Source organism: Stenotrophomonas pavanii (genome assembly GCF_900101175.1).
Lineage (GTDB): Bacteria > Pseudomonadota > Gammaproteobacteria > Xanthomonadales > Xanthomonadaceae > Stenotrophomonas > Stenotrophomonas pavanii.
The window spans coordinates 62,594-79,265 of record NZ_FNFQ01000009.1; the positions used below are offsets into that span (position 1 = coordinate 62,594).

14 protein-coding genes are annotated in these 16,672 nt (G+C 59.3%); 7 read left to right on the top strand and 7 right to left on the bottom strand.

What is annotated here, in order from left to right:
• The first annotated feature begins 55 nt into the window (after positions 1 to 55).
• Genes BLS66_RS15240 through BLS66_RS15250 form a run of 3 tightly spaced genes read left to right on the top strand, consistent with a single transcriptional unit; the run spans position 56 to position 1,818 of the window.
• Complete coding sequence (locus BLS66_RS15240) at positions 56 to 919, top strand: hypothetical protein (protein WP_074726217.1); 864 nt, start codon at positions 56 to 58, stop codon at positions 917 to 919.
• Complete coding sequence (locus tag BLS66_RS15245; protein WP_074726218.1) at positions 916 to 1,278, top strand: hypothetical protein; 363 nt, start codon at positions 916 to 918, stop codon at positions 1,276 to 1,278. Before BLS66_RS15240 ends, BLS66_RS15245 begins: the two co-directional genes overlap by 4 nt.
• 45 nt (positions 1,279 to 1,323) lie before the next feature.
• Entirely contained in the window at positions 1,324 to 1,818 is a 495-nt protein-coding gene (locus BLS66_RS15250) for an ABC transporter permease (RefSeq protein WP_244153001.1), read from the top strand.
• A gap of 262 nt (positions 1,819 to 2,080) precedes the next feature.
• Here the strand turns inward: BLS66_RS15250 and BLS66_RS15255 are convergent, their stop codons facing one another.
• A complete protein-coding gene (locus tag BLS66_RS15255; protein ID WP_244153002.1) occupies positions 2,081 to 3,046 on the bottom strand; it encodes an SIR2 family protein in 966 nt (321 codons plus the stop codon).
• A gap of 223 nt (positions 3,047 to 3,269) precedes the next feature.
• Between BLS66_RS15255 and BLS66_RS15260 the strand changes: the two genes are divergently transcribed.
• From BLS66_RS15260 to BLS66_RS15270, 3 genes are all read left to right on the top strand, one after another.
• Positions 3,270 to 3,749, top strand: coding sequence for a hypothetical protein (locus BLS66_RS15260; protein ID WP_143025179.1), 480 nt, complete (start codon positions 3,270 to 3,272; stop codon positions 3,747 to 3,749).
• Between the two features lie 113 nt (positions 3,750 to 3,862).
• Positions 3,863 to 5,590: an ATP-dependent nuclease gene (locus BLS66_RS15265; RefSeq protein WP_074726221.1), complete on the top strand. Its 1,728-nt coding sequence runs from the start codon at positions 3,863 to 3,865 to the stop codon at positions 5,588 to 5,590.
• On the top strand, positions 5,580 to 6,998 hold the full coding sequence (locus BLS66_RS15270; protein ID WP_074726222.1) for a UvrD-helicase domain-containing protein: 1,419 nt from the start codon (positions 5,580 to 5,582) through the stop codon (positions 6,996 to 6,998). Before BLS66_RS15265 ends, BLS66_RS15270 begins: the two co-directional genes overlap by 11 nt.
• 713 nt (positions 6,999 to 7,711) lie before the next feature.
• On the opposite strand, the gene hxsA is transcribed toward BLS66_RS15270, so the two are convergent.
• From hxsA to BLS66_RS15295, 4 genes are read right to left on the bottom strand one after another with little or no spacing between them, the layout of a single operon-like run.
• Positions 7,712 to 8,383, bottom strand: coding sequence for a His-Xaa-Ser repeat protein HxsA (gene hxsA, locus BLS66_RS15280; protein ID WP_143025180.1), 672 nt, complete (start codon positions 8,381 to 8,383; stop codon positions 7,712 to 7,714).
• Between the two features lie 2 nt (positions 8,384 to 8,385).
• Positions 8,386 to 9,555, bottom strand: a complete 1,170-nt coding sequence (hxsC, locus tag BLS66_RS15285; protein ID WP_074726224.1) for a His-Xaa-Ser system radical SAM maturase HxsC — start codon at positions 9,553 to 9,555, stop codon at positions 8,386 to 8,388.
• Positions 9,542 to 11,038 (bottom strand): His-Xaa-Ser system radical SAM maturase HxsB, encoded by a 1,497-nt coding sequence (gene hxsB, locus BLS66_RS15290; protein WP_074726225.1) that lies wholly within the window; start codon positions 11,036 to 11,038, stop codon positions 9,542 to 9,544. The genes hxsC and hxsB overlap by 14 nt, the downstream gene beginning before the upstream one ends.
• Positions 11,025 to 11,330, bottom strand: a complete 306-nt coding sequence (locus tag BLS66_RS15295) for a hypothetical protein (RefSeq protein ID WP_074726226.1) — start codon at positions 11,328 to 11,330, stop codon at positions 11,025 to 11,027. Before BLS66_RS15295 ends, hxsB begins: the two co-directional genes overlap by 14 nt.
• Before the next feature lie 314 nt (positions 11,331 to 11,644).
• Between BLS66_RS15295 and BLS66_RS15300 the strand changes: the two genes are divergently transcribed.
• Positions 11,645 to 12,121 carry a BLUF domain-containing protein gene (locus BLS66_RS15300; RefSeq protein ID WP_074726291.1) on the top strand — a complete coding sequence of 159 codons (477 nt, stop codon included), beginning with the start codon at positions 11,645 to 11,647 and terminating at the stop codon, positions 12,119 to 12,121.
• Positions 12,122 to 12,406: 285 nt separating this feature from the next.
• Here the strand turns inward: BLS66_RS15300 and BLS66_RS15305 are convergent, their stop codons facing one another.
• A complete protein-coding gene (locus BLS66_RS15305; protein ID WP_083348170.1) occupies positions 12,407 to 14,140 on the bottom strand; it encodes a sensor domain-containing diguanylate cyclase in 1,734 nt (577 codons plus the stop codon).
• 183 nt (positions 14,141 to 14,323) lie between these two features.
• Entirely contained in the window at positions 14,324 to 16,498 is a 2,175-nt protein-coding gene (locus BLS66_RS15310; RefSeq protein ID WP_244153003.1) for a methyl-accepting chemotaxis protein, read from the bottom strand.
• Positions 16,499 to 16,672: the final 174 nt, after the last annotated feature.

Below are 16,672 nucleotides of genomic sequence, written 5' to 3' on the forward strand. Positions count from 1 at the left end.
ACTCTACGTGCCACGTAAGTATGTGGCAAGTCCATCCAAAGGAACGAGGGGCTGTATGAAGAACGGGGCAGTTCTGGCTGGCGCGATCGCGCTGGCCGTATCGACGGGCGCCAGCGCCCAGTCCACGACCGCATCGGGCCTGCTTCGGCAGATCGGTGGGGTCCTTTCTGGAAAGTCTGGGTCACAGGCCAAGGTGTCCCACCCTTTGTACGCCGAGCCGGCCGGGATCTACTGGGACCTGGACGAGGACATCCTTGAGGGTGCGCAGCACCTGCGCGAAGGGCTGTCCTCCACCGGGGCGCAAGGGATCGACATGTGCGACATGGGCCTGTTGGCCATGGCCTATTCCTCCTACCAGTTGCGGCCTGAAAAACGGGAGTGGTGCTTGCGGCAGGCGTGGGTGGCTGCAAAGAGGACGACGGGCAGCAAAGAGGCAGAGCCGCCTGCGGCGGCGATCGAGCAGCGCTTCGGGCCTGCTTTCGACGCCCGGCTGGAGCGGTTCAAAGGGATTCGGCGGTATGCCGTTCGCCCGAACATCAAAGCGCTGGGCGGGGTCAGCTACAACGCGGATCGGGGCGCCATGGAAGTGTTCGTTCCGATGCCGCAGATCTCCGTTGCTGGCTTGAGTGTCACGGGAAAGAATTTCGTCCCTTGGATCCGCAAGACCCCCACCGGCGTGTCCAGCCCGCCGAACGCGGGGCGTTACCGGTTGCTGATCCGGATGGACCCCGCTGAAGCAGCCAACCTCGCGCGGCAGGGCCGCTCGTTCCAGGACGACCGCGTGGTCTTTTCGGTCAATCGGGTGTGGATCGACGGCACGGAGCCCAAGATGGACGTGACCGTCGAGAAGGTGAGCTTGGGCTATCGGAACGAAACGATCGAAGTAGACGTCACCAAGAACCAAGGAGAAGGTGCATGAAGCGTGGAATGGTGGTCGCCGCGGTAGCAGCTGTCGCCTTGATCGCTTGCGGTAAGCCGGAGCCCGGACCTTCGGTAGAGCAGGTGGCGAAGGGTTACGAGCAGTATTTGAACGCGAACTTGGTGGCCGAGCTTGGGCAGCGCGTGGAAGTTCGTGGCTGGGAGGATTTGAACGCCGACTGCAATCCGAGCGGGCCCGAACGAATGACGTGCGTCACGGGTGGCACCCTCGATGTGATCGGTTTCCAAGGCGGTCGCCAACTGAAGGAGGCTCCCGCACCTGTGCCTGCCCGGGCAGACCTGGTGTTTGAAAAGCGGGCAGGGCAGTGGGTGCTCATCGACGCACAGAAGAAGCCCTGACCGGTCCTTGCAACCCGCCCTCGTTTTCGCTCATTTGGAGGTTCCATGAACGCCCATGTCCGCTCTCACTCGACCGCATCCCATATGCAGTGGGGCCTGCTCGCACCCGCAACGGTCCTCCTGGGCGGTGCTGGCCTGCTCGCCTTCGCAGGCGGTGCAGAGATTTCTGGAGAGCTGGGGCTTGCCTGGCAGACTGTGGCGGCGTTCTCCGTTGGCGTTGGCGTGCTGGCGCTCCTCCTGCTGCTTTACGTGCTGGATTGGCGGGCGGCGCGCGTTAGGGCAGCCAGGGCGGCCAACCCCTTCCTGGAACCGAAGCGCGGGGGCTTTTGGAAGGGAGCATTGATGGGCACGTTGGTTGTGGTGGCCGTGCAGATCGGAAGCATCGGGGCGGGGATCTTCTACCCTGGCCTGATCGAGTCGGAACGCAACTTCTTCGTGTCTGTCCCGCCGCTGGCGTTGGCCGCCCTCTACACCGTCTTCCCGATTGCGCCACTGGTGGGCGGGTTGATCGGGCGCATGTGGCGCGCCACCAGCCTGTAGGGCGCGTGTAGGGGCTTCTGACAACCATCAAAGGGGGCTAATGCCCCCTTTTCGGCGGTTCGCGAAAGACGTCGGCGACGATGGCCGCCTACGTCCCTAGATGCTCGATCAGCGCCATCCGGTAGTTCTCACAGTCGTCCCTAAGCCATGATTTGACGGTCGCGATCAGTGCATCGGTGCACATAACGGTTGCTCAGATTGCACCTGCTACTTGCGGTGGTCCGGGACGCCATGGGAGGGCAGCTCTTGCAAGTTGCCCTCGTCAAGCCCATTCCGTAAACGCCAAGATACTATCCATCTGGTTAAGGACTGGATCCTTACCGAGCGCCTTTCTCCAGAAGTTCTCGCGCTCATCTTGCGCGCCAGCCCCCACCCACTCGACAACCCGAACGCTCTTCGGGGAACGCCGCTCGAGCAGCTCGTTGAGGTGGGTGTCCAGCCCCGAGTAGCCGAACAAGATGACCTCTTCGGACTCTGCCAAGGCGAGCTCGAGGTGTTCCCAATAACTCTGTAGCAGGGGTGACGCTGCGATGACCGTGGGCTTATGCTTGACGTGCGTTAGCACAATGTGGGATCCGACTACGTCGTCGTCGCCGCCAAGCTCGCCTTGAGTCAGCTTTCGCACGGTATCGTCTTGATCGACAAAGAGAGGCGATCCATGAAGATGAAGGTAGTAGCCGAACGTCCGCCCCCACTTGCGCTCAAGGTTCTCGGGAGCGAAGCCGTTCGAAAGCATTCCGTCTACTAGGGCGCCGCCATAGCCGTTCAAGACATGCGCCTCAATCATTCGCTGATACAGAAGATTGTCGTAGTTGAGCGTTGCAACGTGTGACTGAGTCTGGTGAAGGAAGGTAGCCAATGGCCCAACGAACTCGATTGGCAGGACAACCTCTCGCTGATGAAATTGAAGCGCCGTCTGGTAAAGAAATTTGCGCACTGCCGCAGGGAAGCGTTGGCCATGTTCACTGAGCCAGTGAGCGCCGCCACGGCTCATCCGATCCAGGAAGTCACAGGATGAGACCACCAACTGAAGAGCGTCCAAATCATCCTCACCGTGAGGGCGCTCGGTGTCTCCATCATCGACCAAGCAGCATCTGACCAGCGCACGCGTTTCTTGGTCGAAGATCCCCACTCCGTCCCAAGCACGGCCGATGGCGTCATCCAAGCTAAAAAGGCCGGGGTCAAGTGCCATTCCCAATCCGTTGCCGAAGATGAGAGTTTTACGCATTTCCTTTGCTCCGTTCGATTGAGGCCGATAGCGCCCCCAAGGGGCCGATATCGGCTCGATCGGACATATCTTTAGCTCGCAACCCCGGTACATACAGCTGAGTCATTGAGGTGTGTTTTCTAGGTAAGCCGGTGATACATTTGGCTTCCTATCCTCCATTGCCCACAACCTGGATTTATCAAGAGCACACACCTAAGCCCATTCAACGTAGTCAAGGATCGATATGACAGCTTTTAGTAATGACCTCAGAGCCGCATTGAAAACGGCGCACAGCATAAGCGAATATCTTCTCAAGGACGATCCAATGAGGGCAGCCTTTAGTCAGGTCCACGGATGGCAGGGAGAAGCTTTCCAAGGGCTCGCGAACCATGAAAGGATCGAGCGGATCGAGGCTGCCCTCGACACTAATGCGGAAAAGGATTCGGACTGGAAGACGGGAGTCGGTCTCGTGAAGTCGGAGACCGGGGTGATCAGTAGAGTTCTGGAGGAAGTTCTTGGGCGATGGCGGCGCGGCAACGGAGGCAATGGTCAGGCCGATCACTTGACGCGTAGAGCAAGAGATCTCCGGCGAGACTCGAAGCGAGGATTGAATCTTCTGAAGATCCTCTTGACCAGTCTGATCGCCATCGTAGGTGCCCTGATACCCGGCATAGCGTCTATTTTGGAGGCTGCCAAAGAAGCAGTGGAGCATTTCACTGCATGACCATCCGTCGACTCAGTTGGCCGTTACGCTCCACAGCCGTCATGTCGCGGAATGGTTTCGCCGTTTGAGTGCCGCGCCAACTGATTCGCTAGAAAAATCATTGGAAATTGTGCATGCCTCGGATCCGGCACATTGCTATTCGCAACTTCCGCTCTATTCATTCCTTGGACTGGTCTCCGTCCGCTGGAGTGAACTGTCTTATTGGTCCCGGTGATAGCGGAAAGTCAACGATATTGGATGCCATTGATCTCTGTCTGGGGGCGCGACGATCTGTTTCATTTGGCGATGCGGATTTCCACGGGCTGAACGTTACAGTCCCAATCATCATTCAGATAACGTTGGGCGCTCTCTCCCCGTCACTCATGGACCTGGATCTTTACGGGGACTTCCTCAGAGGATTCGATGGGACGACTAAGGTCCTCGAAGATGAGCCCGAGGCTGGGTGGGAGACTGTCCTAACACTACAGCTAGTGGTCAATGCAGATCTTGATCCCTCCTGGTCGCTGTTCTCCGACCGCGCCGCTCGCGATGGCATTGAACGAAGCCTCCCATGGAAGGAACGCGCTACGATTGCTCCGGCCAAGATAGGGCAGTTCGCTGCGTCCAATCTCTCCTGGAGTCGCGGATCGGTTTTGAACCGCTTGACGGAGGAGAAGGCCGAATTGGGAGCCCAACTGGCCGCTGCAGGTCGCGACGCACGTAGTAGCTTTGGAACTATTGCCACCCCACGCCTTGCCAAGACCCTGGGAGTGGTGCAGACCACCGCCCAGAGTCTCGGCGTATCTGTCGGCACCACCCCACAAGCACTGCTGGATGCTCACGCCGTGTCCCTAGGCGAAGGGGCAATCGCGCTACATGATGAGCAGGGGATTCCGCTTCGCTCGCTTGGAACGGGATCCTCTCGCCTTCTGGTCGCAGGTCTCCAGCGCGCGGCGGCGATGGCCGCTCCCATCGTTCTTGTCGACGAAGTGGAATATGGCTTGGAGCCTCATCGGCTAATGCGACTGCTGGACTCACTCGGAGCCAAGGAGACCACACCGCCGATCCAGGCCTTCTTGACGAGCCATTCACCAGTAGCGCTGCGCGAGCTATCGGGAGACCAGCTGTTTGTCACACGACGGCATTCCCAGCTCCATTCAGTGACAGTCGCAGGATCGTCTGACGAGATCCAAAGCACTCTTCGGGCCGATCCTGAGGCATTTCTGGCCAAGTCGGTCATCGTCTGCGAGGGCGCAAGCGAAGTTGGGTTTGTCCGAGGGCTGGACCTCTGGGGTGTTGCAGCTGAACAACCGTCGTTCGCTGCTCTTGGGGGCTCTTGTGTCAATGCGGGCGGTGGTACTCCGGACAACGCCTTTGCACGTGCAACAGCATTAATGAATCTCGGCTACCGTGTTCTGGTTTTCATCGACGCGGACAAAGATGCTAAGCCTGGTGTGGCAGAAGCTTTTGCCTCAACACTTGGGGAGCTTGTCACATGGCGCGTTAACCTCACCTTGGAGGATGAGCTCTTCCGGAGCCTGCCCGACACATCCATTGACGCGCTGTTGGCGAAGGCAAAAGAGCTGGTTGGCGAAGACTTGATGGATCAGCACATAAAGACTCGATCTAACGGAAGGTTGGCGCTTGCGAGCATTGAAGCCCAGAGACCTGCATCGGGTTATTCCAGCGAGACTCGAGAGATCTTGGGGGCAGCCTCACGTATCCGCGGTAGCGGATGGTTCAAATCTCTGACTGCCTATCAAGACATCGTCCTTAACATTGTTTCTTCCGGCTATCCATCCGCCGACTCGGGCTTCAAATCGGTTGTGGATCAGCTCTGGAGATTCATGCGTGCCACCTGAGATCGACCTTTATGCCATTCAGCGCGGCTCCATTACCGCGCCCGCCGGATGCGGCAAGACGGAGTTGATCACCAGCTCACTCGCCGCCAGACCTCCAGGCAGACCCGTTTTGATCCTGACGCACACGAACGCAGGCGTTGCGGCCCTGCGTTCTCGCCTGAAAAAGGCAGTAGTTCCGTCAGCATCCTACCGGTTGTCGACGATAGACGGGTTCGCCATGCGGCTCATAGGCAAGTTCCCGAGCCGAAGTGGTCACGCGACCAATCTTTTGGAGCTTAGCAACCCCAGCGCCGACTACCCTGCGATCCGGCAAGCTGCGCTGAACCTGCTAGTCGCCGGCCATCTACTGCAAGCGCTTACAGCTACCTATGACCGACTTTGGGTTGATGAGTATCAGGATTGTAATGCCGCACAGCATGCCTTGGTTATCGGTTTGGCCTCGATGTTGCCAACGTGCGTGCTAGGCGACCCTATGCAAGCCATCTTCGGATTCAGAAACAATCGGCTCGTCAATTGGCAGACTGATGTGCAAGCCGTGTTTCCAGCTTCTGGAGAGCTTGGCACGCCTTGGCGTTGGCGAAATGCGGGGACTGAGACACTCGGGCAATGGTTGCTGCAGGCCCGTGCCGCCTTGGCTGCGGGAGAGCGAGTCGACTTGCGAACCGCACCCGAGCAGGTGATCTGGAAGGGGCTTACGGCGGGCAACGAAGCGATCGAACGGCGGACCGCTGCGATGTCGAATGCACCCGGTCAAGGAACTGTACTCATCATTGGCGATTCGATAAATGTTCAAGGACGTCATGACTTGACCAGCCAAACGCCAGGTGCCGTGGTCGTCGAACGAGTGGATCTTCCTGAGCTAACAGCTTTTGCTCGCTCTTTTGATCTCTGCGGCGCAACGGCACTGCAAGATCTTGTGTTCTTCACTGCGGAGATGATGACCGGAGTTGGCGCGACAGCCCTCCTGAGCCGCGTTGGAAGCCTGCGTGCCAACAGGGCGAAAAATCCCCCTACGATTCCCGAGGCGGCCGCCGTAGCGTTTGAAGGCGATCGCACCTGGAGGCGCGCTTTGGAGCTGGTTAGCGCCCTCGCCAGCAATGGCGACACTCGCGTGTATCGACCGGAACTGCTGCAGTGCTGCCGATCCGCCATGGAGTCAGCACTACGCGGAGAGAAGACATTTCTTGCGGCGGCCCATCATGCTCGAGAGCGAAATCGACATTTGCGCTCCCCAATAGCTAGGCGCGCGGTTGGAAGCACGTTGCTTCTGAAGGGGTTGGAGGCCGACGTGGCAGTCATTCTGGAGCCGGAGAAAATGACTGCCCAACACCTCTATGTCGCCCTGACCAGGGGAGCGAAAGCCGTCGTGGTGTGCTCGTCTACTCCCATCCTGACACCGTGCCAATAGTACGTCGAGGGAACCGGCGATCGTCTGGTGAGCCCTTGCAGGCCTAGCATTGGTTCCACTAGAAGACGAGAACAAGACGAAAGGGTGCGGGCGGACGGCGATTATTGGTGTTTCTGCAGCGAGGGCGAGCCTTCGTCAAAGACTTAGGTGGTCTGTGATCGATGGGATTAGGCTGCCTCTAGGATGGTCGAGATCGAGCTGATCAGGCGCGCTCGCCGTATTACCAGTCTGTAGGAAGAACTGGGCGCTTATGATCGCGCAAAAGGGGACAGTGGATCCCTGACAGCGGTTCGCGAAAGATGCCGGCGACGATGGCCGCCTACGTCCTTCGATGCTCGATCAAAGCCGTCCGATAGTTCTCGCAGGCGTCCCCCAAGCCCGATTGGGCCGCCGCGATCAACGCATCGGTGCTAATGACGGAAGCTTGGTTCCGTTCGACGATCAAAATCGGAAGGGCATCGATGGCCTGTTGCCAGTCGTGCTCCGAGCCTCTGTGCTGCTTGTTGTCGCAATTGTGGTCCATCGTCTCTGCTCCCCTTAAATATGGAAGCATCTAACCATGTGCGCAAAGCTGCGCAAGGTGCACATAGGAGCGGATCTGCAGATGTGTCGAGCCGTTTGCGATTCGGTCCTTAAATGCCACGGGTGTCTCACTCTTCGGAGGCCGGTCGCTTTTTGGCCTCCCGGAGCCGCGGGATCGAGGGTGTTGAGGGCTAGATCCGCACGCCAAGCGCGTCCAGGGTGGGAGTCGTCATCGTTCCGGTGGCCCGGATGCCGTGGGCCAATTGGAACATCCGCAGCGCCGATTGGGTTTCAGGAGTGAGGACACCGTCGATGGCACCTGGATCGTAGCCCTTGGAATAGAGCGCTGCCTGGACGCGCATGATGAGCAGCTTGAGCGCATCGGCGTCCCGTCCCTCCGTGACCGGCTTGTCGTAGGTGCCGGGCTCCAAAGACAGGTTGTTCGTGGATCTCGAGTTTGCTCGGGTGGCTGGATCCAGATTCTGGGTTGGGTAGCTATTCAAATGGCTGCCACCACTGCTGCCCGTGCCAGTGGTTCGCGGGGCTGCTGGGGCCACCGGTGCCGCTGGCGCGGTGTAGCGGGTGGGCGGTGGGGTATAGGTCGACGGTGGCGGGGTGTAGGAGCGATACGAGCTTCCTGACCCGGACGAATGGGAGCGATGGGAACTGTGTGATCGATGGGAGCTGTGGCTGCGGTGCCCTGCATACAGGTTGTGCCGGCCTGCATTCAGCGACGTGCTCAGGACGGTCGCGTATTTCCCGTCCATCTCGGAGAGCCTGGAGAGGTCGGACTGGCCCTTGGGCGGCTCCGTGCCCAAGGTTCCCAAGGTGGCGGCGCCGACGATCATCAGTGCGTTGGACATGATCAGGTTTCCAGGACAGGAGAGATGGACCGGCTGGTCCAAGCCGGTGTGACCCACGAGAAGAAGCCGCCGCACCGCTGCCGAACCGCGCAGCCGTCACAGGCGGGCAGGTAGTCGTTCTTCCAAGGCGAAATGCTCTGCATGGCGTAGGGCCAAAGCGATCGGTCCAACGCGCACAGCGGCAGGTTGTACAGCGAGACCGGAATTCCGCCCTCGGCCAGCAGCCCCACAGCTTCGGACAAGACGTCGCCGTAGTCCGCCGGATCGGCCCAAAGCTCACGCTGATGCGCTTTGGCAAATCCGATGGGCTCGATGCCCATCAGAGCAACGTGTTCGACGAAGGGCAGGTTTCGCCAGATGTAGCGGGCCAGCTGTGCCAGCCGCTCGACCGTGGGCTTGACCAACACGACCCGGATCTCCACCCTCTGCTGGGCGGCTTCCAATGCGTAAAGCCCACGAAGGGTCTGAGCGAACGCACCCTCGCTTTGCACCACGTAGTCGTGCAGGGCATAGCGGTCGCCGTAAAGCGGGATGCCCCAGCTCAGGTTGGGATGGAGGCCTGCAAATTTGGCATGCAGGCCAGGCTCAAGCAGGCGACCGTTGGACAAGATGTGGAGGTGGGTGTTGGGCAGCACGTGCGCGCATTTGGCCACCACGTTGACTAACCCGTCGCCCAGCAGAGTGGGCTCCCCGCCACTGATCGCCAGCGAAGGTTCCTCCGGATCGATGAGGTCAATCAGGTCCAGGAGGTGCCTCACCCGCCAATCGTCTTGAACGTCTCGGGGCGGCTGAGAGCACATCAGGCAGTAGCTGTTGCAGCGCTCGGTGGCGAACAACACATTGCCGGTGTCTCCGCGCCGGTAGCGAATCGCCACCTTCTTCTGCAGGGGATTGAGCTCCAACACATCCCCAGGCTTGCAAACACCCGGCGGACCTTCCAAGTGAACGAGAGGAGCCTCACTGGGTGAGCGCAACCCGCTCGAGGGCAAGACTGCACCCCAAGGCAGGTTTAGCAGCTCATTGCTGGAGTGGTCCGCTGGGACGTCCCTCAGATCCAGTGCCAGGCGCTCCAAGGGAAGCGCTGATCGGGCAAACTCTGCCAGAGACACGACCTTCAGCAGACTGGCTTTCGCCGACGGCGCCAGCTCGGCTCTGGTTTCAAGCGGCAGCATGGACGGCGTCCTCCACCGATGGCTTCGGATTGGCCCAGGAGCGCATCAATCCTTGGATGTTCCGGTCAGCCTTCTCGTAGCGCTCCAGCAGGAAATCAAAGAGCCCCATGTTCCGCCGGCAGAAGTCGCTGCTGGGCCGATGGCCGATGGGATCCCCCTGGCGGGCGTAGTGCTCGATCGGATCAGCCCCGCACATCGGAACAAACGCGCAGTCGGAGCACGTGGGAAGGGCTTCCGCGACGCCGGCGTCGAGCAAGCGGGTCATGGCAGGCGAGGACAGCCATTGGCTGACCGGTTGGCTGACGTGGCCCAAGGCAAAGACATCGTCCCCCATGGCGGCCAGCATGCGTGCCTCGTCCGACGGATAGATCCGCCCGTCATGGTCGTAGATGACGGCGCCCAACCCGGCTCCGGAGGGCGATCGGAGATCGACGTAGCCGTGCCCGAAGGACGTAAAGAGCTGGGAGAGTAGGAGAGACGCGTAGGACTCTTCCATGGCGTAGCCGGCCAGGTTCACCGACAGCAAGTGGTCGAATGCGCGTCGGTAGAAGGCCAGGAAGTCTTCCGTGGGGTAGCCGGTGCGGCGGGCCGTCTTGGTGGCGAATCCGTAGGGGCTCAGGGGACGCAGGGAGATGCTGTGGAATCCCAGCGTCCGGTATTCGTCGATGATGGCCTCAGGGACCTCGAGGCTCTGGCGGGTCAGGGTCGTCAGCGCCGAGACGGCATCGTCTCCCAGCCAACGGCGTCCGCGTTCAATCCCCTCAACAGTCCGCCGGTAGCTGTCGCGGCCGGGCCGGGGGCGATTGGCGTTGTGAAGCCATTCGGGACCGTCCAGTGATGTGGACAGCTTGAAGCGATGTTCGGTCAGAAACGCCAGCTGGTCGTCGGTGAGGTCATTCAGGGTGGATGCCAGCACGAAGCGCAGCGAGCGTCGGGCCGTCCGATTGCGCTCGACGATCCGCCGGGTGATGGCCTTCACTTGCTCAAAATTGAGCAGGGGCTCACCCCCTTGGAATTCGATCGTCAGTTCTTGGCTCGGCCATTCGAACAACCGTTCCACCGCCTGTTCGGCGTGCGCACTTTCCATGTCGAACGCGGTGGCGCTCGTCTCCTGCCGGGACACTTGGCAATAGTTACAGGTGTGATGGCAACGCAGCGACACCACGAAGATGTGCAGAGCGGGTCCACCCATCAGGTAGGACTTTCGGCTTCGAATTTGACTGAGCAGTGGCGCCAAGCTGCTTCGGTCGGACCCGGCGACGGCCAGGTGCCGGGCTTCCAAATCTGCAAAGAGGGCTGAGTTGGTCGGCAACTGGTGGGTCACCAGGCACTGAACGTCCTCCATCTTCATCAGGAGCCAGTCGCCTGCCATGGACGAGACAAAAGCACGGTGTTCGTCCCAGGGAAGGCGTCTGAACCGTAGAGGCAACAGTTCGTAGGCCGATGGGCCGGCGAAAGCCTCTGGGGACCTAAACCTCGACATGGGCGACCACCGGATGTGCCTGGCTTAGGGCTGCGCGAAGCAACTCTTGCTGCAGCCCGTTGGTCTCTGCTCGGACAGCCGCTCGCAGGCGCTCGTCCAGCAAGTCTCGGGAAAACCGGGCCCAGAGGTCCTCTGGCAAATTAGAGCCGTCCAGAGACCACAAGAAAACGGTGAGGTTGGCGCCTTGCCCGCGTATCTCCACCCCAAACTTGTCGGTATAGCGATGCGCCGCGCGAGCGGTCACCTCGTCCGAATACAGTGTGCGATCAATAGTGAATTGCGAGCGTTCCATTGCCCATCCCCCCCCTGGATGGGGGAACTTTGCTCCTGAGACGTCTCGGTTGCAAGCAGGTTGCAGCTGGCTGGCGCGTGGAAAGGGGGCGCCGTCAGCGGAGCCGGGGGCGTCAGGCAGATGAGTATCCCTGATCCTTTCGTGGGAAGTCACTGCGGTTACTGCGCTCGATGGCTTGAACGAGTGAGGCTGGCAAGGGGAAGTGCGCACCTTCCTGAATACCTCAGGATCAGTATCTCAGTTCGAAACCTTCGAGAACACTTTATCATTCAGCTTTGCTAACGTGCTTCGACAATATGGACGAGGAGCGCGCGATGCCTATTAGGGCCGTGGTGTATATCAGCGAAGCCTCGGACCCGCCGATGGGAGACAAGTTGGGATTGCGGGCAGCTAAGCTGGATGATCTTGTGGATGACGCGGTTCGCTTTAATCGAGGCGCAGGCGTTAGCGGAGTTCTCCTTTTTGACGGCGAGCGCTTCCTTCAATACTTGGAGGGGCCGTCAGACGGACTCGACGTTGCGTACTCGCGTGTTCTCGGAGCTTCTAGTCACCATCATATCCAGGAGCTACAAAGAGGCACGGTCGCTGATCGCCGGCTTCCCTTCTGGCCAATGAAGTGGCTCCCCGTAGAGGCAAGCGAGCTTACTTCCACTGCGCTTGCCGATTGGGTCGGCTTCAAGGTGCGAGGGGACGGCGAAGCCATGAACGCAACAGCGATGGATCGGTTTTTGTTGTTGGTCTCTAGAAGTGCAGGGCTCGACCGAAGCCGTGGCATAGAGCACTTGGTCTAAGTTGCCCGCTGGTAATCTCACCGCTCTGGGAAGCCAGCGCTTGGAGAGCATCACTGTTTGGGTGCGCAACAACGTCTCTACAAAGGCAGCTGAAGCACGGTTGCGAACCGAGCTCCAGCATTGGCACGGCACGGCAAAAATGACGTTTTAATCTACAACTTAGACCAGATCCGAAAGGGTGTAATGAAGTCCAGTCATACCATGGCAGCCTTCCGTTCATTCTTTGTGGGGCAGGCGGCAGCTTGGTCTAAGCTAGAGTGTAGGAGGTTACTCTCTGTCTTTTGATCAGCGGCACTTGGATGTAAGTAGCTCGGCCAACTGAGTTGAACCGAGTGGTTGAGATAGGGCGTAGCCTTGGAGCTCATCGCAACCCAGCGATCGTAGCTTGATGATCTGATCTTCGGACTCGGCGCCCTCTGCGACAGTGGTGTAACCGAGGCGCTTTGCCAGCTTGATGATGGCTTGAACCTTCAAACAGGATCGTTCATCGCTGGCAACGTTGTCGATTAGGGACTTGTCTAGTTTCAGCGAGCTCACTGGTAGCTCAGTCAGGTAGCTGAAGTTGCTGTATCCACTGCCAAAGTCGTCGATGGACAGTTTGATCCCCGCGGTGGCCATCAATTTAAGTTGTTCACCAGGCAACGACTGGGCATGTAGCCATTCGCCTTCGGTGATTTCAATCTCAATGTCTTTGCACTCAAGGCCTTTGTCGAGGATCTTGGCTACCAGTTCTTCGGCAATCCCAGGGCGGGCCACGTCACGTGCGGACAAGTTGATGGACAAGCTCAAGGTCAAGCCGTCCTCCCGCCAGCGCTTTAACTGTGTGAGTGCTTGGTCGATAACCCATTCCGATACTTCCCCCATGAGCGCAGTGCGCTCAAACACGGGAATGAACTCCCCCGGGCTTACCGGCCCAAAGTCTGGATGGTTCCAGCGGATAAGGGCTTCAGCGGAAACCGGACAGAGATCAGAAGCTCTGAAGCGGGGTTGGTAGACCAAGTGAAACTCGCCTTCCGACAGTCCGCGCCGAGCGTCCGCTGCGAGGCGGTAGCCTCGCTGGAGAGCTTCGTCTCGTTTTGAAGAGTACCAGCGCTTGGTCGCCTTGGCGGAAATCGCCGAATGCAATCCGATGAGCATCTTTCGAATGACGTCATCCGAGCTGTCATCCCCCATCCGGACCTCGCAGATGCCCGCATGAAACAGTGGAGACATTGGAACACCTGCGGCCATCATAGGCCTAGTCAGACGTGCCTGCAGTTCGTCGACCAGTCGCTCGACAGCCTCACGGCCCGGAAGCGCGACAACGAATGCAAAACGAGTGACACCTACGTGGTAGACCTCGGCAACTCCATCCAGCGCCACCTTGATGCGTACGCCGGCACGGTTGATGAGCGCTTCAAGCGGAGCCATGCCCAAAACCTGCCCAGCTTCGCTTGCGAGTGGGACATCAAGCACATCCACCAGGATGGCGTAACACTGCCGGTTTGGAGTGCGTGCCGCCCAAGAGGTGTAATCAAGGGAGAACTGGTGACGATTCGGAAGCCCGCTGACCGGATCACGCCTTCCCGTCAGTGCTCGAAGCTCGAGCTCATTCATGACTGCTGTGCCGAGTGTTTCCAGCTGGCGCCGTTCTTCTGCCGAAAAGCTCCGCGGCTCGTTGTCCATGATGCACAGCGCTCCAATCGCCACTCCGTTCTTGGTGAAGAGTGGAGCGCCGGCGTAGAACTGTAGGTGTGGCGAGGCTGTCACGAGTGGATTGGAGGCGAACCTTGCATCCGACCTCAGATCCGGCACCACCATTACCTCGGTGGAACCGATGGTGTATGCACATATCGAGTCTCGGATGTGCATCTGGGTCATCGGAAGCCCTTTTCTAGAGACCAGCCTTTGCCGATCCGCTTCCACGAGTGAGACGAACGCTACCGGTGCTTGAAACGCGTGCGAAGCCAGCTCCGTTAGTCGATCCAAGGATGCGCCCGACACATCATCGAGCGCATTCAGACTTCCCAAGGCAGCCATTCGTTCTTCAGAGCGAGTGGGGGACATTAGGTATTTGCCAAGTAATGCGAGTTGCTTGAGTCGACAATACGCCCCAGCAATTGGATAACCAAGGGGGGGCGTTCTTCAGTATGAATCCAAGAAGCGCGGCCCACCTGCCGGCCCCATACGGGGCCGGCGGCGATCAGGGCTGTGCCTTAGGCTCTAGAAGGTTGACCACTCTGCTACGGATCGAGCCTCTTCCCGCGTCCGAATTCCACGCGCCCGAACAGGGGTTAGGCGGGGCTCGTTCGAGGCGGTTGCTTTGATCCTGAAGAGGGAAGCAGCCTTTTCCAGCTCATTTGCTTGCTCGGCCATGGATCGGGCCGCGGCACTAGCCTCTTCCACCAACGCAGCATTCTGCTGGGTTGCTTCATCCATCTGAGCGATGGTTTGATTGACCTGCTCAATTCCAGTGGCTTGCTCAATGCTGGCTTCGGCGATCTGGCGCACGATCTCCCCAGTCTGGGCAGCTGAATTCTTCAGCTCTCTCATGCTGGCGTCCGACCGCCGGGCAATAGCGATTCCAGCCTCAACCCTACCTGTCGACTCATCAATGAGTGCTTTGATGTCCTTGGCGGACGCCGCTGCCCGTTGAGCAAGCGTGCGCACCTCAGAGGCGACCACCGCGAATCCGCGTCCCTGCTCGCCTGCGCGAGCTGCTTCAACTGCCGCGTTCAGTGCAAGAATATTGGTCTGGAAGGCAATGCCGTCAATCAGTGTCACCATCTCACCGATTCGCTGGGACGACGCATTGATTTGTCCCATGACGTCAACCACTTCGCTCACGACACGGGCGGTTGCGGCGACTGCCTCGCCAGCCCCTTCCGAAGCGGCGTTGGCTTGCTGGGCATGCTCAGCGTTCTGGCGCACCGTCGAGGTCAGCTCCTCCATCGATGCGGCGGTTTCCTCCAAATTCGCAGCCTGCGATTCGGTCCTGCGTGAGAGATCACTGTTCCCGGCTGCAATTTCATCGGCCGCTGTGGCTATGGAGGCTGATGCAAGCTGAATTCGCTGGACGATCTCAGTGAGGTTGCCCGCAGTTCGGTTCGCATCGCGCTGCATCGTTGCGAAAACACCCTGGTAGTTTCCGTCAATGCGTTGGGTCAGATCACCTTCGGCCATTGCGCCAAGCACCTTCGAAAGCGCGCTCAAGCTTTCGTCCGCTGTGCTCATCAACCTATTCAGGTCTTCGATCATGACCCGGAAGTCATGCTGATATGCCTGCGCGTTACCTCGAACGCTGAAATCGCCGACGGAGGCGGCTTGAGCTAGTCGCTTGATGTCTCCATTGATCGCTTCCAAGCTAGCCTTCGCTGCGTCCATCGATTCGTGCAGCATCGCCCGAGAGCCAGGCAGACGCTTTGCGTCACGGCGTAGGTTGCCTTGTGCGTACTCGTTCAGCACTTCCATAGCGTCGACAATGGCATCCAAGTGTTCAAAGACCATGGTATTCATGCCCGCTGCCAGGTCGCCATAGACGCCAGGGAAGTCCGTCTGCATGCGGAAGCTGATGTCCTCGCCGGCATGCTTGTGAATCATGGTGCGGGTCTGGTCAGAGAAGCGCTGGAGCATCTCAATCATGCCGTCAGTGGAGCGAAGCATCTGTCCGACCTCGTCAGGACTATCGTCGCTGTGGCGTACATTCAGGTCACCACGCGTTACCGCTTCGATGGAGGCTGAGACCTTTGAAAGGGGGCCAGTCAGGCTGCGTGAGATCAGCCAAGATGCGAGGATTCCAATGATGAGACTCAACGTTCCAAAGGTAGTGAGAAGCCCAGTGGTCCTGGCCGATAGCGCGGCCGCTTCTTCCGCGCCTTCCTTCACTAAGCGATGCTGGAGCGTAGTGAAGTCAGTGAGAGCCGAATTCCGACTGTCGGAGGCAGGCCTGACTTTGGTGACGAGGAGCTGGTTGGCTGCATCGTAGTCGCCGGCACTGATGAGCTGATCCAGTTCCTTGTTAAGAGTGCTGGCTGCGAGGGCGGCGCTGCTCACCCGCTGCCGCATGGATTGCGTCGAGGCGTTGGTGGCCGGCCTTGACGTGAAGGCAGCCCAGCGTTGGTCATACTCTGACGTCAGCTTCTCCAATTTGTCGGTGTCAGTCGCTACATCGACTCCTCTCTTCAGAAGCATGTCCCGGCGAAGCAGCATCATTTCTTTGTTCAGCGCGAGCAGGTCATAGAGCTCACCCATGCGGGTGACACGAACATTGACCGCCGATTCAAACTGTTGGCGCTGCTTGTAGGTGCTGTGCAGAGCGATGCCAAGAATGGTGGCAATCAGGGCCAGCAGGATGACGAAGCCGAGGGTCAGGCGAGGTCCCACTTTCAGGCGGCGCATTGTGTACATTTTGTGAAGTCCCGTAGTCAGTCGATTCCCGACTGCCGGGACGGCTGCGCAGGGGGAGGGCCCGGCAGGCAGTAAGACGTTAACGGCCCGTCGGAGCACTTCTTTAGGCGCCTGAAAGACCGTCCAGCAGAAGCCATGTTCGTGCCAATCTTGAGCGTCTTCTGC